We start from the raw sequence: 15,570 nt of genomic DNA, 5'->3' as shown, positions 1-15,570 counted from the left end.
AGAAGAGGATCGATGGTAGCGAAGACATTGGACAGCAACGAGATCGACGCTCTTGCCGGGCGACTGGACGAGGCGCAGACCGGGGTGCACGACACCCTCAGTCTCGCCGACGACATCGAAGTGGACGTCGACGACGCGTACCGCATCCAGGAGGCGCTGGTCGGACGTCGTCTGGACCGCGGGGAGACGCTGGTGGGAGTCAAGCTCGGTTTCACGAGCAAGGCGAAGATGGCCCAGATGGGTGTCTCCGACGTGATCGTCGGCCGACTGACCGGCGCGATGTGCGTCGAGGACGGGGGAGATGTGGACCTGCGCAGGTTCATCCACCCCAAGATCGAGCCCGAGATCGCGTACCGCCTCGCGCGCGACGTGGACCTCGACGATCCGACGGTCGACATCGAATCCTGCGTCGACGCTGTCGCCCCCGCGATGGAGATCATCGACTCCCGGTACCGGGACTTCCGCTTCACCTACACCGACGTCGTCGCGGACAACACGTCCGCGGCCGCGTACGTGATCGGGCCGTGGCAGCCCCTGCGGGGCGTCGGCGACCTCGCGGTGCGACTCGAGGCGGGCGGTCGGTCCGTCGACGGCTCGACCGCGGCGATCCTCGACGATCCCGTCAACGCACTGCACGCACTGCTCGACATGAGCCGGCGCCGGCGCATCCCGCTCCGCGCCGGGGACGTCGTCCTCGCGGGCGCGGCGACCGCGGCGATCCCGCTCACCGCGGGTGTCGCACGGTGCGACATCGACGGTCTGGGCAGTGTGACGGTGAAGGGAATCGCATGAGCGACAACGCAGCCAAGGTGATCGAACGCCTCGCCACCCCGCGCGGACGCTTCCCACACGTGAAGATCGCCGGTGACTTCGTGTACGTCTCGGGCACCAGTTCGCGGCGGCCGGACAACACGTTCGTCGGCGTCGAGGTGGACGAGATGGGCACCACCACGCTCGACATCCGGGCGCAGACTCGCGCGGTGATCGAGAACATCGCGGCAATCCTGGCCGAGGTCGGCGCCGAGCTGAGCGACCTCGTCCAGGTCACCTCGTTCCTGGTGTCGATGAACGACTTCGGCGGATACAACGAGGTGTACGCCGAGATGTTCGACGAGACCGGGCCCACCCGCACCACCGTTGCGGTGCACCAGCTTCCGCACCCGCACCTACTGATCGAAATCCAGGGCGTGGCGTACCTGCCCGCCGACCGACGCAAGAACACCACAGTCACTGCAGACTCGGAGGACCCCTCGTGACCAGTATCCCGCCCGTCATCGACTTCCAGAAGTGGATCGCCGAGAACCGCCACCTGCTCGCGCCGCCGGTGAACAACCAGACGATGGCGCTCGGCGACGACTTCATCGTCCAGGTCGTCGGCGGACCCAACCAGCGCACCGACTACCACCTCGACCCGTACGAGGAGTGGTTCTACCAGCTCGAGGGCGACATCCACGTCGATGTCATGACCGAGGACGGCCCCCAGCGGGTCCACATCCGTGAGGGCGAGACGTGGTTGCTCCCCGGCAATCTGCCGCACTCGCCGCAGCGTCCGACGGCGGGATCGATCGGTTTGGTCATCGAACGGGTCCGTCGCGAGGGCACGCTCGAGAAGTTCCAGTGGTACTGCCTCGACTGCAACCACCTCATTCACGAGATCGAACTGCAGGTGCGCGACATCGTCGCCGACCTGCCGCCGGTGTTCGTGCAGTTCTACGAGGACGAGCAGGCGCGCACGTGCGAAAACTGCGGCGCCCTGCACCCCGGAAAGGGCTGACGTGAGCGGCATCATCGACATCCACACCCACTACGTCCCCAAGGGCTGGCCCGATCTCACCGCGGACGCCGGCCCGGAGGCGCCGTGGCTGCGGGTCGAGAGCGAGTCCGAGGCCGTCATCATGATGGGCTCCAAGGAGTTCCGTCGCATCCAGGCCGACGCGTGGGATGCGGAGACCCGGCTGCGGGACATGGACGCCGACGGTGTTCGGACCCAGGTGGTCTCGCCGACGCCGGCATTCTTCAACTACGGCCGTACCGGCGAGCAGGCCGCCCGCATCTCACGGATCTTCAACGACCTCGCGCTCGAGATCGTCGCACCCGCCCCGGATCGGCTGATCCCGTTCTGTCAGGTGCCGTTGCAGGACGCGGACGCCGCCTGCCGTGAGGTGGAGCGGTGCGTCGCCAACGGGCATCGTGGTGTGGAGATCGGCAATCATGTCGGCGACCGCGACCTCGACAGCGAGGGAGTCGTGACGTTCCTGCAGCACTGCGCGTCGCTGGACGTCCCGGTGTTCGTCCACCCGTGGGACATGGACTCGTCGCCGCGGCTGAATCGATGGATGGCGCAGTGGCTCACCGCAATGCCGGCGGAGACCCACCTGTCGATCCTCGCGCTGATCCTCGGCGGCGTCTTCGATCGCATCGACGACCGTCTGAGGATCGGATTCGCGCACGGCGGAGGATCCTTCGCGTTCTGGCTGGGGCGGATGGAGAACGCGTGGCATCGGCGCAACGACATCATCGGTACCTCCGAGATGCCACCGTCGCACTACCTCGGCCGGTTCTACGTGGACTCGGTGGTGTTCGACGACCGAGCCCTGCGCCTGCTGGTCGACACCGTCGGCGTGGACCGCGTCATGGTCGGTAGCGACTACCCGTACCCGTTGGGGGAGCGGCCGGTGGGGGAGGTTGTGCGCAAGAGCGAGTTCCTGTCTGAACAGGAGCGACGGCTGGTCTTGCACGGAAACGCTCGAAGGTTCCTGAATTTGGAATGATTTCGAATCTGCCTTGTCCGGCACCATCTTCTTGGGGCGTCGTGGAGTTTCGCTGTTCGGGTCTGATCTGAAGGAGTCCGGTCGCGGTTGGATGCCTAGGGTGACGCTGGCACTGTGACTGACTAAGTCCGATGCAATCGGCAGCAGGGTGACCGTTGCGTCGTCCACCGGAAACGAACCGGGAAGGCGGCAACATGCCCGATCCGAAAGGGTCGCCTATCGGTAAGGAGTGTCGTTGGCTTCACCAGGTTCCTGGACATCGCGAAACCGCGCTCGGCGAAGAACTTCTCTAGCATGCGACGCAGACACTGTGCCTTTCCCAGGGAATATCCAAGGGTAGTCACCCAGGTAAGTCAACTGAGGGTTGGGCTGGCCCTATGGCGAACGCGTGCCGCGAAGTAGATCGATTCGTAGTATCGCTTGTCGAGCATGAATCGCCGGTCCGATTACGCGGTCACCCTCCCACGATGAGATCGAGGCGTCCCGCCTGAAGCTCCCCGGGTGGAGCGGCGGGAGGGCCCTCGGCGACCAAGATGTTCTCGAGATTGTCTCTCGATCTTGACGGCCGAGAAAGCCGGGGGAAATGCACGCTGCGAACCCGCGCAGTGCGTCCGAACGTGATGCCGCGCTGGCGTCTGCAAGCTCGGCCATAGATCGCCCCGCGTAAGCTGCAGAGAACGGCACGGCGAGCTCCGTTGGTGCGTCCCTGAAATAGGCCCAGTGGGGTTGTTCCGCGCGGACTCCGCGCGAGATGCGACACGCCGAGGATGCGGGCGAGCGCATAGACGCTGCGAATGGCAATGGGCGGGATCACTTTCAGGTCCTTCGCTACTCCGCAACGTTGCCTTTCTTGCGGAGCGCGTTGGCCGACAAGGTGCAGGTGAGGCAACTCGAGCCGGCGATCCAGAAGTCGGCTTCTTTTACCGCGCCGAGAGCATCAATATGTATTGAGGGAGTGAAGAATTCGTCCTGATTGCGAGTTCCATGCGTTCTCCTCCAATGCAGGCTATCGTCGGATGGCGAGGGTCGATCGACGGCGTGAGAACGCGCCAAAGGGGCGACGCAACTGACTGCGACCGCCATAGAGTTCGAGCCAGTTCCGCGATGACGGACGGACTGACGAGTCAGAGGCAATGTTCGTGGTCGCACTTGTCGTTCCTGTCAGGTTCTGCAGCAGTGTCGAGCGTTCATCGCGGAGAATCCCGAACAATGTGAAACCTGGGTTGGATTGACCGAATGTGACCGCAGAGGGGGCCACGACTGAACCCTCCCGCGGATGCCGGCGTGGACCGAGTCTGCTGTGTGAAGTTACGGCATACCTCCCCAAACCAAGAACAGTTGAGACGACACAATCTCCCTTTGCTCTTGTTCGGTGCTTCTGGGCCGAGGTATCGGTACAGGGTGGTGCGGCTGGCACCGAGGATTTGCGCGATCGCGACCTGCCTCGAGGCCTTCACGCATTCTGCGCCTGTTCGATTCGGCTGACATCATCTTTCGATGGCGGCCGCGGAGAGGCCTACCGTGGCCTTGCAAAACGAAAGAGGGCTCGAAATCGGCGAGCGCCTCCCAGCGGTGGTGGTGGTGTCGATCGATCAGTCACCGAACGGAACCCAACACCCCGTTCCATGAGCGCGGTGATCGCCAGCAGCAATTAGGTCATCGAGTTCCGGTCGCGTGATCCGCGTGAGTTTCGGAACGCGGCGGCGCCGGGATCGATCAGAGATGGTAGACAGGCGGACGCCTCCCGAACGACGTGCCAGATGCTGGGGGTGGTCGCCCGGGAGGGCCGCGTCATCCGCCCTATAGATACCACTCATCCCTCTCGGATTGCCCGAGGTCGATTCTTCCCACGTCATCGAACAACTTCAGCAAGATCATCTGAGTCGATCGAATCGCTACGGCGAGTCATCCCAAGACGACGACTGTTTCGGTGAGCATCCCCATCAGTAGGACGACGAGGGTGATGATGAGAGTGTCCATTCCCCCGCGTCCGCATTCGTTCTCGACGTCCGCGTGCGCCCGCCGATACCGAGAGCGGCTGAGTGCCATCATCGAACCGGCTAGGCCGAGTGCCAGGATGATCCCCATCACCGCCTGCCATCCGATGACTCTGTACGTCAGCCGCGCCACGATTGTGGCCGAAGCGAGAACCGCGAGTGCCGTGCGTTGCCATGCGAGTGCAGTCCGCTCGTTCTGGAGACCCGCGTCGTCCCCATTTCGTGGTGCACGGTCGGCGGTGCAGTCGTTGATCACAGTGTCGCCACGACGACGATGGTCAGGACCACGATGACTGTCGGTAGGACGAGAAACATGCGGGAGGTTGGCAGTGGATTCTTCTGGCGCATCGCTAGTTCAGCTGCGGCCCAACGTAACCAGGCCGCGGTGGCGCAGACCATCCCGAGCCCTACCAAGATGGATGCGAAGACCCGTTGGATGACGTCCGCCATCGAAAGCTCGATTGCGTGCAGGGCGACTCCACCGGCCACAAGCGCTACAGCTGTTCGGATCCACGCGAGGAAGGTGCGCTCGTTGGCGAACGAGAATCGATAGTCTGGCTCTTCTCCGACGGCAAAGACTTGTCGTGGCCAGCGCTTGTCACTCACTTTCGTTGGATCGCTGTGGCTTTGATGATTCGTCAACGTCGAAGAGTTGCCTGTGGTGAGGTTGCTGCGTCGGTCCGGGTGAGACTGACCACCGTGAGGTCGTCGCCGACCACGACTGGACCGTCGTAGTCGCGCTTCGCACCGAGTCTGAACTCGTCGTTGGTGATGCTCCCGTCTCCTGGGTAAAGGTGGTTGAGGACCAGAGCTCCAGCGCCGCACATGCGCGCGACCTCTCCGACGCCGGGGACGTATGTTCCGTCTGGCAGGTGACGGCCGCGAAGCGTCGTGTGTGCACTCGTGAACTGTCGAGTCATCGTGTCGTGGATCGGAGTGCCCTTGAACTTGTCGATACCTGCCTCGAGGTCCATCACCTCGTTGACGAGCACATCTGATCCCGTCGCCAGTTCGATGAGATTGTCACACGGCGAGGTGTCGCCACTGAACACTACGGAACCGTGTCGAGTCTCGAAGCGGAAGGCGAACGCAGGATAGACCGGAGGGTGATCAACGAGTATTGCGGTGACTGTGACCTTCTCGTCCTCGTACACCGGGAGTGGGTCCATTTGAGGGCACCAGTTCTCGACATTCGACTCCAGTGGAGTGGGAATGTCGTGTGGAACAAGCATCGGGCTCCCCACCTGACCGGTCAGGTCGAGCGGAGTCCCACCCTTTCGCCTGGTGGACCGAAGCCGCTCGTTGAGGTCGTAAGCGTTGGCTTTGATCGACAATTCTGTGATGTCGCAGATGCCGGGCGTCGACAGCTCTGGTGTCACGATCGGTGCAGGAAGTGCCGGAAGACCCGGCGCGTCCGACCCCGCCGGCCCGTTGTCGGCGGCCCGTCCGGGGCCGTAGACATGGACAGTCTGTCGCTCGTGGTCCCAATTGGTCCAGTTGAGGGAGAAGAAGTTGAAGTAGTCGGCGACGTGATCGGAATGAAGATGGGTAATGAACATTGCCCGCACCTTCTTGAAATCCAGTGCTGCTTCGGAGAACCGGATCGGGAGCCCACTTCCCGCGTCCACGATGTAGATGTCGCCATCGACGATCAGCGCGCTGGAGGTGGCGGCGCGCTTGCCGGGGATCGGGCCCCCTTGGGTGCCGAGTAGGACCACGTAGGTGCCTTCGTCACTCACCGGCATGTGGTTCGGTGAAGTCTCTGGCGCAACGAGGGAGCCGCTGGCGAATCGGGATGCAGCGAGCTCTGAGGTGCTGGTCATGATGACATCTCTCCTTGTTGAAATCGAACCGGTTCACGGATTCGGGGCTTTGGTCGGATGGTGCGGGTGCTGAGCGCCGGCACGGTCTCGGTGTCAGCCTTGATTGTGCGTTGCTGGCGAAAGTTAGAGTTTGATACCCGCATCCGCTTCCACCCCATTCCGGGCTGTTTTCTCCGGCCGAGTCACTCGTCTCGACAGAAGCAGCCAGCAGCCGGTAGTCACCAGAATCGGGAGGGCGAGCAGAAGAACGATGTCCTGTGCAGGCCAGGCGAATCCGAGGAGCACGCCGGCAATCGCAGGGCCGACGATCGATCCGATCCGCCCGAGCGCCGCAGACCAACCCACTCCCGTAGTGCGGGCCGCCTCTTCGTAGATCGCGACCGCTGTGGCCGTTTGTCCGATCGAGCAAGCCGTGATGCCCAGACCGGCAACCATGATGAGCAACATCAGGCCGGTGGTGCCCATCGGAACCGTGGCGACCGCGATGACGGCGAGCGCGGCGACCATAGACATCCCCACGAGCGAACGGACGGTGCCAACTTTCGCCGAGATCGCCATGAGAACCAGCCCACCGGCTACGCCGCCGAGGCTGAAGAAGGCGAGACCAAGCCCTGCCGTGGAACGGGAAAGTCCGTAGTCGCCGAAAAGCGTCGGAAGCCATGACTTGAGTGTGTAGCTCACAACGAAGGTCAAGAAGGTCGCGGCCCAGAGGATCAATGTCGAGTTGCGGATTTCGGTGCCAAGGATCTGCGCCGTGGTGGATTCCTTCTTGTCGGTGCCCGCGCCGACATCGCTCGTCGCCGGTACGAGATAGCCGAGCAGGCAAGCCAGAACCAGCGGGACTGCGCCCGTAACCCAGAGCACGCCGTGAGTACCGACGGCGGCGATGAGTGACGAGCCGGCGAAGCCTGCGACCGTCGCCCCGGTGATCAATCCCATCGTGACGAACACGGTGATCGTCTGTTTGCGTGCCGCGGGACCATTCTGAGTGCCGACAATCACCGCCACGGGCAGCACGATCCCGAGACCGAGGCCGGTCAACGCGCGAGTGCCTGCCAGGACGGGCATCGACTCCCAGTGCAACGTTGCCGCGCTTGCGAGTGTGGCGACGCCGAACAACGCGACTCCGGAGACTAGGAGTCGCTTGTGCCCGAAGTGTTTGGCCAGTACTCCGCAACACAGATATCCGACCACTACGCCGACGTTGGTCAGTACCAGGGGGTAGGTGAACGTGGCGGCTTTGACGCCCCACTCGTCGGCGAGATGGGGGACGAGCAGCGCAAGGATGGCGGTATCGAAACCGTCTGTGAGTACTGCTAGGAACACGAGTCCAATCGCGATCGTGCGTGCTGCAGGCGGGTCCGAGGACATGAGATTATACCTCCGTAAGACGACGAACGGACGTCGTGTGCTGAACATCTCTGAGAATGGTGGTTTTTCCCATAGGAAGCGAATGCGCTTCTTGCTTACGTGCATAGCGGAACAGGCATATCGCCTGGTAGGGCGCTTGTGGGTGCCCGGTGTTGGTTGTCTGTCAGCCCGGACGGAGGGTTTCTCCAGCCGACTGACGGATCTGCTGGAGCCATCGAGCGCAGCTGCGAGGTAGTGTGCGTACTCACGCATGGTCGATGTCCAATGGTCCCTGCTGCGCGTCCGGCATCGGCGGATCCACCTTCATGGACTTGTTCGCAGCCCGCGCGAAACGGTGAAAACTGTTGCACTGCAGGTGTATTGGGTGTCTTTTGAGTTAGTCGACCTAAAAGCCGCGTCGTGTCCGACAACGTCGGCGTCCATTCATCCCGAGATCGAGTGCCGCCTCACGTGCGACGTGGACCTCGACGTTCCGATGGCTCGACCGCGGCGATCCCGCTGATCGCGCACCGAGCGCGATACGGTTCCCTGGGCTGTAGGAAGCCTGAGTCCAGACCTGGATGCTCGGTCGCCAACTTGACCTTGTGCGTCACCGATCTGGATGCAAGAGTGTCGAAACCTGAGCGCCATCAGAATCGGTGGTTTCGGTCGCCGTTCGTGCGGAAGACCGCCCTTTGTTTCTCGATCGTCATGAGGATGTTGCCTTGACGTCCACCTGCTTCGATATTTGGACTACAGCATTCGCATCTGGGTCGCGCGGTATTGACGATTACTTGCGGATACCGACGATTTTCGTCGATGGCCGTGTAGATGATCACCGCTGCAGGATTGTCTTTTGACTCACGCGAATCCCGTGAGCGACACCAATAGTTCTATCAGCTTCGGTCCGGCGCGATCTCGGCCGCGAACTCGGCGAGAAAATCCACCAGCGCGGACGCGGACGGACTGAGGGTGCGGCCCGCCGAGAGGGTGATGCCGACGCTGTGTCCGATCGGATCCAGCGTGATCGGCAACGTGGTGAGTCGGGCGTCGTCCCGGGGGATCAGGCTGGGGAGCACCGCGACCATGTCAGTCTCGAGCAGCAACTGGCGTACCGTGAGGAACGACGTGGCCTCCACCCGGTTCTCGGGCAGGGCGAGACTGTTGCGGGCGAAGAACTCCTCGAGTTCGCGGCGCAGTGCCGTCTCGACACCGGGCAGGATCCACGGGTACTCCGTGAGATCGCCCAGCTGGATTCCGCTGCGGTCGGCGAGTGGGTGCCCGCGCCGTGTCACGAGTTCCACCGATTCTGCGTACAGCGTGCGCCGCACCGCCATGTCGTCGGTGGGGGAAGTGAGCCTGCCGACGATGAGATCGATTCGCCCGGACTGCAGTTCGGTGAGCAGCATCTCGGGCGTGCCCTCGCGGACCACGACGGTCAACAGTGGTCGCTCGGCCTTGAGTCGGGCGATGGCGCCTGGCAGAAGAACGTTCGAGCCGGCGAGATGTGTTCCCACGACGACGGTTCCGCGGTCCGCGTCGGCGAGTTCGACGACGTGCCGCCCGGCCTGGGTGAGCTGCGCGATAACCGCTCGGGCGTGCGCGGTGAACGCCTCGCCGAAGATCGTCGGAGTGATTCCACGCGGCCCCCTGTCGTACAGTGACACACCGAGAATCGACTCCAGGTCGTGGAGGCTGCGCGTCGCGACCGGCTGGGTGACGTGCAGTGCCGCGGCCGCCGCGACCACGCTGCCCTGGCTGGTAAGTGCGTCGACGAGGAGCAGGTGGCGGAGCTTGAGGCGCCCGTCCAGCAGTTTGGGCATGTCCATGGGGGAATCCTAGCGACGACCGTGACCCACGTATACCGTCAGCAGCTCGCCGATTGCGGTGGGCAACTGTATTGCGGTGAAGCAGATTTCGTGTGCCGCGGGCTCGGGTGTCAGGGCGTGGGGTCGAGACCGGCGAACAGACCGAGCAGTGCGGAACTCAGCGCCGAGTCCGGTTCGGCGAGATCGAGGAAGACGTCGTAGTGGTTGCGGTCGGGGACGACCAGCAGTTCGCTCTCGGACCGGCGGGTCCACGCTCTGTGGAACATCCGGCTCTGGGCGAGGAACCCGACGCCGTCGTGCTCGGCCACCGCGATCACCGCGCGCGGCCCCACCCGGTCGGTCTGCAGCATCGGACTCAGCGCACTCGCGCGCAGGTCATCGAGGCTCAGCCACTCGTTCGCGAACGAGTTCACGAGCGGCCGGATGTCGAACAGCCCGCTGATCGGCATCGCCGCACGGACCACGTCGTCGGGTAGCCCGAGATCGGCCTGCCAACCGGACACCATCGTGGTGGCGGTCAGATGGCCGCCCGCGGAGCTGCCGCCGACCACGATGCGGGTCGGGTCCAGCCCGTGCTCGGCGCCGTGGTGGTACACCCACGCGACCGCCGCCCGCACCTGCCGGACGATCTCCTCGAGCGGTGTCTCGGGGGCGAGGCCGTAGTCGACCGCGACGGTGGCGACGCCGGCGGCGTCGAGCGTGCGCGCCATGAACGCGGTGTGATGCCGCGACAGCGCCCGCCAGTACCCACCGTGGATTGCCACGAACACCGGCCGCAGTCCGGTCCCGGTTCCCCAGACGTCGAGGCGTTCGCAGCTGTCGGAGTCGTAGTGGAGATCCGGGAACCCGTCGAGACCGTTCACCGCCTCGCGCGAGCGCTGCCGGTACTCCTCGATCGTGGCGTCGAACAGTTCGGCGGAGACGGTGTTGCGGACGTTGTAGTGCGCGTCGATCTGCGGGTCGGTCATCCGCCCATCCTCTGGCGCGAAACGAATGCCTGTCGAATGCGAAATCCGGGCAGAGGTATGACCGTGAGGCTATGGCTGCCCGGGACTGCAGAAACGACGACGCCGCCCGGCCCCGGACGGGGCGGGCGGCGTCGATTCGGTGCTGTCGCTACTGCGATCAGCGGGCGCGACGCGCCAGACGCTCCGAGTCGGAGATCAGGACACTCTTGCCCTCGAGGCGCAGCCAGCCGCGGTGTGCGAAATCGGCCAGGGCCTTGTTCACGGTCTCGCGGGAGGCGCCGACGAGCTGTGCGATCTCTTCCTGCGTCAGGTCGTGCGTGACGCGGAGCGAGCCGGCCTCCTGGGTGCCGAAGCGCTGCGCGAGTTGCAGCAGCGCCTTCGCGACACGACCCGGGACGTCGGTGAAGATCAGGTCCGCGAGGTTGTTGTTGGTCCGGCGCAGGCGACGCGCGAGGACGCGCAGCAGCTGCTCCGCGATCTCGGGGCGCTGGTCGATCCACGACTTGAGAGCGTCGCGGTCCATGCTCACGGCGCGGACCTCGGTGACCGTGGTCGCGGTCGAGGTGCGCGGGCCCGGGTCGAAGATCGACAGCTCGCCGAACATGTCCGACGGGCCCATGATCGTCAGCAGGTTCTCGCGGCCGTCCGGCGAACGGCGTCCGAGCTTCACCTTGCCGGAGACGATGATGTACAGGCGATCGCCGGGCTCACCCTCGTTGAAGATGACGTGCCCGCGCGGGAAATCGACGGGCTGAAGCTGCTTGACCAGCGCAGCCACCGCCGAGGGCTCGACTCCTTGGAAGATGCCGGCTCTGGCCAGGACCTCGTCCACGTGCGCTCCTTTGGAAAAACTGTTCATCAATGCAAATTGCTGCACGTCGACTGGAGTCTCATGCAACGAGTACGAGTACAAAGTCTACTTGGCATCGCTGTGGGACGAGTCACGGACACCACGTAGAGTTCTACAACTTTGCGAAAATCCCTCCCCGGACTGTTCGTGGAAGGCTCTCGAGTAAGGATCGGAACCGGACGGCCGGCGTGCGGATCAGCTGGCGCGGCGGGTGCTCTCGGGGTTTTCCACGCCACCCGTGTTGTCGGGGCCGTCGGCGATCTCGGTCTGGCCGCCCCTCTTCCGGCGACGGTGGAACCGAGCCAGCGCGTGCGGGAATCCCTCGTTCGCGAGGGTCGCCACCTCGTCCTGGCTGGCCTGGTCGAGGAACTCCTCGACCTCCTGCTCGCGCACGGTGAGGCGCCGGAGTCGGAACTCGACGCGCTCCATCGCCAGCGCGAACAACATGAGCAGCACCGGGAACAGCACCACAGCCAGACCTTGCATACCGGGAAGTAAACACTGCGAAGGTCTCAGAATCGACACAGTCCGGAATCCGATCGAATGCCGGGGTACGTAGAGTTGTCGAGGTGCATGCGACCTCAGCTGACGGCCCGGATCAGGGCGTGGATGCCGCCGCGACAGGTGAGTCCCGGCTCGCGCTCGTCCGCCGGGCGCGGCGGATGAATCGCCGCCTGAAAGTGGCGTTTCCGCACGTCTACTGCGAACTCGACTTCACCACGCCGCTCGAGCTCACGGTCGCGACGATCCTGTCGGCCCAGTGCACGGATGTGCGGGTCAACCAGGTCACTCCCGCGTTGTTTGCGCGCTACCCGGACGCCCGCGCCTACGCGGAAGCCGACCGGACCGAGCTCGAGGAGTACATCCGGTCGACCGGCTTCTATCGCAACAAAGCGAACTCGGTCATCGGTCTCGGGCAGGCTCTGCTCGAGCGCTACGACGGTGAGGTTCCGAACAAGTTGAAGGACCTCGTGACGCTGCCCGGCATCGGCCGCAAGACCGCAAACGTCGTCCTCGGGAACGCGTTCGGCGTGCCCGGAATCACAGTCGATACGCACTTCGGGCGGCTCGTCCGGCGATGGAAGTGGACCGAGGAGACCGACCCGGTCAAGGTCGAGCACGCGGTGGGGGCCCTCATCGAACGCAAGGAGTGGACCGACCTGTCCCATCGGGTGATCTTCCACGGGCGCCGGGTCTGTCACTCGCGCAAGCCCGCGTGCGGTGTGTGCGTGCTCGCGAAGGACTGCCCGTCCTTCGGCGCCGGCCCCACGGACCCGGTCGCGGCGGCCGCGCTCGTGAAGGGGCCGGAAACCGAGCACCTACTCGAACTGGCAGGTATGTGAGCGGTATGCGGATCTCGAATTCGGCGCGGTGGAGTCTGGCCGCGCTCGTGGTGGTGGCGGCGCTCGTCGTGGCGATCTGGCCGCGCGGCGGCAGCGACGAACAGGAGATCGGGGACTACCCCGGTGCGGGCCGCTCGACCTCGCAGCAGGAGCGACGGGCGTCGGACACGCCCGAGGCCCTGGCGCCCCTGCGGGCCGAGGCCGCACTCGCGCCGTGCCCCGTGGCCACCGGCCCCGCACCCGACGGTTCCGTGCTGACGGGCATCACGCTCGAGTGCCTCGGCGACGGCAGCCGAGTCGACCTCGGTGCCGCGCTCGCGGGCAAGCCCGTCCTGCTGAACATCTGGGCCTACTGGTGCGGGCCGTGCCGGGAGGAACTGCCGTATCTCCAGCAATATGCGGACCGTGCGGGTGACGCGGTTACCGTTCTGACGGTGCACACCGATTCCAACGAGGCCAACGCGCTCGCCCGGCTCGCCGAGTACGACGTGCATCTGCCCGGCGTCCAGGACGGTGCGGTGCGGGTGCAGGCGGCCGTCGGGTCGCCCGCCGTGCTGCCGGTGTCCGTGCTGATCCGCCCGGACGGCACGGTCGCGAAGATCCTGCCGCAGCCGTTCCGGAGCGTCGACGAGATCGCCGACGTCGTCCAGCAGCATCTCGGCGTCGCCGCATGAGCCTGTATCCGCCGTCCGGCGAGGCACCCGAGTGGCTCCGCGCCGTGACGAGCACCCTCCCCGCCGACCCCAATCGCGTCAATCCGGTGTTGAACCGGCGCTCCCCGAAGGGCGCGCGCGTCCGGCCTGCGGCGGTGCTGGTGCTGTTCGGCGGCTCGCACGACTCGGATCCGCTCGCGGTCGGCGGGCTGCCCGCCGACGCCGACGTCCTGCTCACCCAGCGCGCATCGACGATGCGGCAGCACAGCGGGCAGGTCGCGTTCCCCGGGGGTGCCGCGGATCCGGAGGACGACGGTCCCGTCGACACCGCGCTCCGGGAGGCGGAGGAAGAGACCGGCCTCGTGCGCAGCGGGGTCCAACCGCTCGCGACGCTGCCGGAGATCTTCATCCCACCGTCCGGCTTCGACGTCACCCCCGTGCTCGCGTACTGGCGCGACCCCAGCCCGGTCGGCGTCGTGGACCCCGCCGAGGCAGAGCGGGTCGTACGGGTCCCGGTGCGCGAGCTGATCGACCCGGACAACCGGTTCCAGGTCCGGCACCGCGCCGGCTACCAGGGCCCCGCGTTCGAGGTGGACGGCATGCTCGTGTGGGGATTCACCGCGGGCGTGCTCGCCGGGCTCCTGGCCGTGTCCGGCTGGGAGCTCGACTGGGACCACCGCGACGTCCGAGACCTCGATGCCACGCTCACCCAGGTGGACAGCGGACTGGAGAACACCGATCCCGGACACCTTCGTCCGGGTCGAGGAATGGGGGAGCGTTGAGCGGGTCGGGATGGATCGATCTGGCCGTGATCCTGGTGGCGCTGCTCGCTGCGTCGTCGGGGTGGCGGCAGGGCGCGGTCGCGTCGGCGCTCGCGTTCCTCGGCGTCGTGCTCGGGGCCGTGGCCGGCATCCTCATCGCCCCGCACGTCCTGGTCCATGTGGACGAGGGCCGGATGCGGGTCCTGGCGGGCATCGCGCTGATCGTCGCGCTCGTCGTGATCGGTGAGGTCGCCGGTATGGTCCTGGGGCGGGCGGCCCGGAGCGGCATGCACAGCCCGGTGGCCCGGTCGGTGGACAGTGTCGTCGGCGCCGGCCTGCAGTTGACCGCGGTGCTGGTCGCGGCCTGGCTGCTCGCGATCCCGCTCACCAGCTCGAACCAGTCCAACGTGGCCGGCGCGGTTCGCGGATCCAAGGTGCTCACCGCTGTCGACGACGTCGCCCCGGACTGGCTGCGCCAGGTGCCCAGCGAGTTCTCGGCCCTGCTCGACACCTCCGGGCTGCCCGACGTGATCGGCCCGTTCGGCCGCACCCCCATCACGAACGTCGAACCGCCCGACGCGAGCGTGCTCGCGAGCCCGGTGGCGCAGCGGCTGCAGTCGAGTGTCCTCCGGATTCGTGGTGTCGCGCCGAGCTGCCAGAAGGCGCTCGAAGGCTCCGGATTCGTCGTCGGACCCGATCGTGTCATGACCAACGCGCACGTCGTCGCCGGGACGTCGGCGGTCACCGTCGACACCGCCGACGGGCCGCTCGACGCCCGCGTCGTGGTGTTCGATCCGGCCGTGGACGTCGCGGTCCTCGACGTGCCCGGGCTGCGCGCCGCACCACTCACCTTCGCCCCCGAGCAGGCCCGGACCGGTGACAGCGCCATCGTCCTCGGCTATCCGGGAGGTGGGCCGTACACCGCCAGCGCTGCACGTATCCGCGAGGTCCTGGACCTGCGCGGCCCCGATATCTACCGGTCCGGCACCGTCGAACGCGAGGTCTACACCGTGCGCGGGTCGATCCGTCAGGGCAACTCGGGTGGCCCGCTGGTCGACCAGCAGGGGCAGGTGCTGGGGGTGGTGTTCGGTGCCGCCGTCGACGACAGCGACACCGGGTTCGTGCTCACCGCAGACGAGGTCTCCCGTCAGCTCGAACTGGCCGACCGGTCGACGGACGCGGTCGCGACCGGAGTGTGCATCGTCTGAGCGACGGGCGACGGGCG

At 65.6% G+C, this 15,570-nt stretch carries 16 protein-coding genes; 8 read left to right on the top strand and 8 right to left on the bottom strand.

Features of this window, described 5'->3' with window-relative positions; translation table 11 throughout:
* Window positions 1–12 precede the first annotated feature (12 nt).
* Genes AC1RIF_RS16415 through AC1RIF_RS16400 form a run of 4 tightly spaced genes read left to right on the top strand, consistent with a single transcriptional unit; the run spans window position 13 to window position 2,771 of the window.
* On the top strand, window positions 13–792 hold the full coding sequence (locus tag AC1RIF_RS16415) for a 2-keto-4-pentenoate hydratase (RefSeq protein ID WP_492602426.1): 780 nt from the start codon (window positions 13–15) through the stop codon (window positions 790–792).
* Complete coding sequence (locus tag AC1RIF_RS16410) at window positions 789–1,256, top strand: RidA family protein (RefSeq protein ID WP_492602425.1); 468 nt, start codon at window positions 789–791, stop codon at window positions 1,254–1,256. The genes AC1RIF_RS16415 and AC1RIF_RS16410 overlap by 4 nt, the downstream gene beginning before the upstream one ends.
* The gene (locus AC1RIF_RS16405; protein WP_492602424.1) at window positions 1,253–1,774 is read left to right on the top strand and encodes a 3-hydroxyanthranilate 3,4-dioxygenase; all 522 of its coding nucleotides are present in this window, start codon (window positions 1,253–1,255) and stop codon (window positions 1,772–1,774) included. The genes AC1RIF_RS16410 and AC1RIF_RS16405 overlap by 4 nt, the downstream gene beginning before the upstream one ends.
* 1 nt (window position 1,775) lies before the next feature.
* Window positions 1,776–2,771 (top strand): amidohydrolase family protein, encoded by a 996-nt coding sequence (locus AC1RIF_RS16400; protein WP_492602423.1) that lies wholly within the window; start codon window positions 1,776–1,778, stop codon window positions 2,769–2,771.
* A 1,905-nt stretch (window positions 2,772–4,676) separates the two neighbouring features.
* Here AC1RIF_RS16400 and AC1RIF_RS16395 read toward each other — a convergent pair.
* From AC1RIF_RS16395 to AC1RIF_RS16360, 8 genes are all read right to left on the bottom strand, one after another.
* On the bottom strand, window positions 4,677–5,024 hold the full coding sequence (locus tag AC1RIF_RS16395; RefSeq protein WP_492602422.1) for a DUF202 domain-containing protein: 348 nt from the start codon (window positions 5,022–5,024) through the stop codon (window positions 4,677–4,679).
* Window positions 5,021–5,374, bottom strand: a complete 354-nt coding sequence (locus tag AC1RIF_RS16390; RefSeq protein WP_492602421.1) for a YidH family protein — start codon at window positions 5,372–5,374, stop codon at window positions 5,021–5,023. The genes AC1RIF_RS16395 and AC1RIF_RS16390 overlap by 4 nt, the downstream gene beginning before the upstream one ends.
* A gap of 32 nt (window positions 5,375–5,406) precedes the next feature.
* Window positions 5,407–6,591: an MBL fold metallo-hydrolase gene (locus AC1RIF_RS16385; protein WP_492602420.1), complete on the bottom strand. Its 1,185-nt coding sequence runs from the start codon at window positions 6,589–6,591 to the stop codon at window positions 5,407–5,409.
* 123 nt (window positions 6,592–6,714) lie between these two features.
* Window positions 6,715–7,962, bottom strand: a complete 1,248-nt coding sequence (locus tag AC1RIF_RS16380) for an MFS transporter (RefSeq protein WP_492602419.1) — start codon at window positions 7,960–7,962, stop codon at window positions 6,715–6,717.
* Between the two features lie 875 nt (window positions 7,963–8,837).
* A complete protein-coding gene (locus tag AC1RIF_RS16375; RefSeq protein ID WP_492602418.1) occupies window positions 8,838–9,770 on the bottom strand; it encodes a LysR substrate-binding domain-containing protein in 933 nt (310 codons plus the stop codon).
* A gap of 110 nt (window positions 9,771–9,880) precedes the next feature.
* Window positions 9,881–10,738: an alpha/beta hydrolase gene (locus AC1RIF_RS16370; protein WP_492602417.1), complete on the bottom strand. Its 858-nt coding sequence runs from the start codon at window positions 10,736–10,738 to the stop codon at window positions 9,881–9,883.
* Between the two features lie 157 nt (window positions 10,739–10,895).
* Window positions 10,896–11,570, bottom strand: a complete 675-nt coding sequence (locus AC1RIF_RS16365) for a Crp/Fnr family transcriptional regulator (protein WP_005515884.1) — start codon at window positions 11,568–11,570, stop codon at window positions 10,896–10,898.
* A 213-nt stretch (window positions 11,571–11,783) separates the two neighbouring features.
* Window positions 11,784–12,074: a hypothetical protein gene (locus tag AC1RIF_RS16360; protein ID WP_492602416.1), complete on the bottom strand. Its 291-nt coding sequence runs from the start codon at window positions 12,072–12,074 to the stop codon at window positions 11,784–11,786.
* Window positions 12,075–12,157: 83 nt separating this feature from the next.
* Here AC1RIF_RS16360 and nth point away from each other — a divergent pair, with 83 nt between their 5' ends.
* Genes nth through marP form a run of 4 tightly spaced genes read left to right on the top strand, consistent with a single transcriptional unit; the run spans window position 12,158 to window position 15,553 of the window.
* A complete protein-coding gene (gene nth / locus AC1RIF_RS16355) occupies window positions 12,158–12,931 on the top strand; it encodes an endonuclease III (RefSeq protein ID WP_492602415.1) in 774 nt (257 codons plus the stop codon).
* Between the two features lie 5 nt (window positions 12,932–12,936).
* Entirely contained in the window at window positions 12,937–13,605 is a 669-nt protein-coding gene (locus tag AC1RIF_RS16350; protein WP_492602414.1) for a TlpA family protein disulfide reductase, read from the top strand.
* Window positions 13,602–14,366, top strand: a complete 765-nt coding sequence (locus AC1RIF_RS16345) for an NUDIX hydrolase (RefSeq protein ID WP_492602413.1) — start codon at window positions 13,602–13,604, stop codon at window positions 14,364–14,366. The genes AC1RIF_RS16350 and AC1RIF_RS16345 overlap by 4 nt, the downstream gene beginning before the upstream one ends.
* On the top strand, window positions 14,363–15,553 hold the full coding sequence (gene marP / locus AC1RIF_RS16340) for an acid resistance serine protease MarP (RefSeq protein ID WP_492602412.1): 1,191 nt from the start codon (window positions 14,363–14,365) through the stop codon (window positions 15,551–15,553). The genes AC1RIF_RS16345 and marP overlap by 4 nt, the downstream gene beginning before the upstream one ends.
* Window positions 15,554–15,570 lie beyond the last annotated feature (17 nt).

It is taken from the genome of Prescottella sp. GW823-FHT02E09 (genome assembly GCF_058797375.1).
The sequence above is the reverse complement of the archived record's forward strand: the minus strand, read 5'-3'. Positions and strand labels throughout refer to the sequence as shown.

Excerpts from the sequence above, each read along its gene's own strand:
- AC1RIF_RS16350 (WP_492602414.1), top strand. The coding sequence starts at position 12,937 with ATGCGGATCTCGAATTCGGCGCGGTGGAGTCTGGCCGCGCTCGTGGTG.
- AC1RIF_RS16370 (WP_492602417.1), bottom strand. The coding sequence starts at position 10,738 with ATGACCGACCCGCAGATCGACGCGCACTACAACGTCCGCAACACCGTC.
- AC1RIF_RS16375 (WP_492602418.1), bottom strand. The coding sequence starts at position 9,770 with ATGGACATGCCCAAACTGCTGGACGGGCGCCTCAAGCTCCGCCACCTG.
- AC1RIF_RS16410 (WP_492602425.1), top strand. The coding sequence starts at position 789 with ATGAGCGACAACGCAGCCAAGGTGATCGAACGCCTCGCCACCCCGCGC.
- AC1RIF_RS16380 (WP_492602419.1), bottom strand. The coding sequence starts at position 7,962 with ATGTCCTCGGACCCGCCTGCAGCACGCACGATCGCGATTGGACTCGTG.
- AC1RIF_RS16415 (WP_492602426.1), top strand. The coding sequence starts at position 13 with ATGGTAGCGAAGACATTGGACAGCAACGAGATCGACGCTCTTGCCGGG.
- AC1RIF_RS16385 (WP_492602420.1), bottom strand. The coding sequence starts at position 6,591 with ATGACCAGCACCTCAGAGCTCGCTGCATCCCGATTCGCCAGCGGCTCC.
- AC1RIF_RS16345 (WP_492602413.1), top strand. The coding sequence starts at position 13,602 with ATGAGCCTGTATCCGCCGTCCGGCGAGGCACCCGAGTGGCTCCGCGCC.
- AC1RIF_RS16360 (WP_492602416.1), bottom strand. The coding sequence starts at position 12,074 with ATGCAAGGTCTGGCTGTGGTGCTGTTCCCGGTGCTGCTCATGTTGTTC.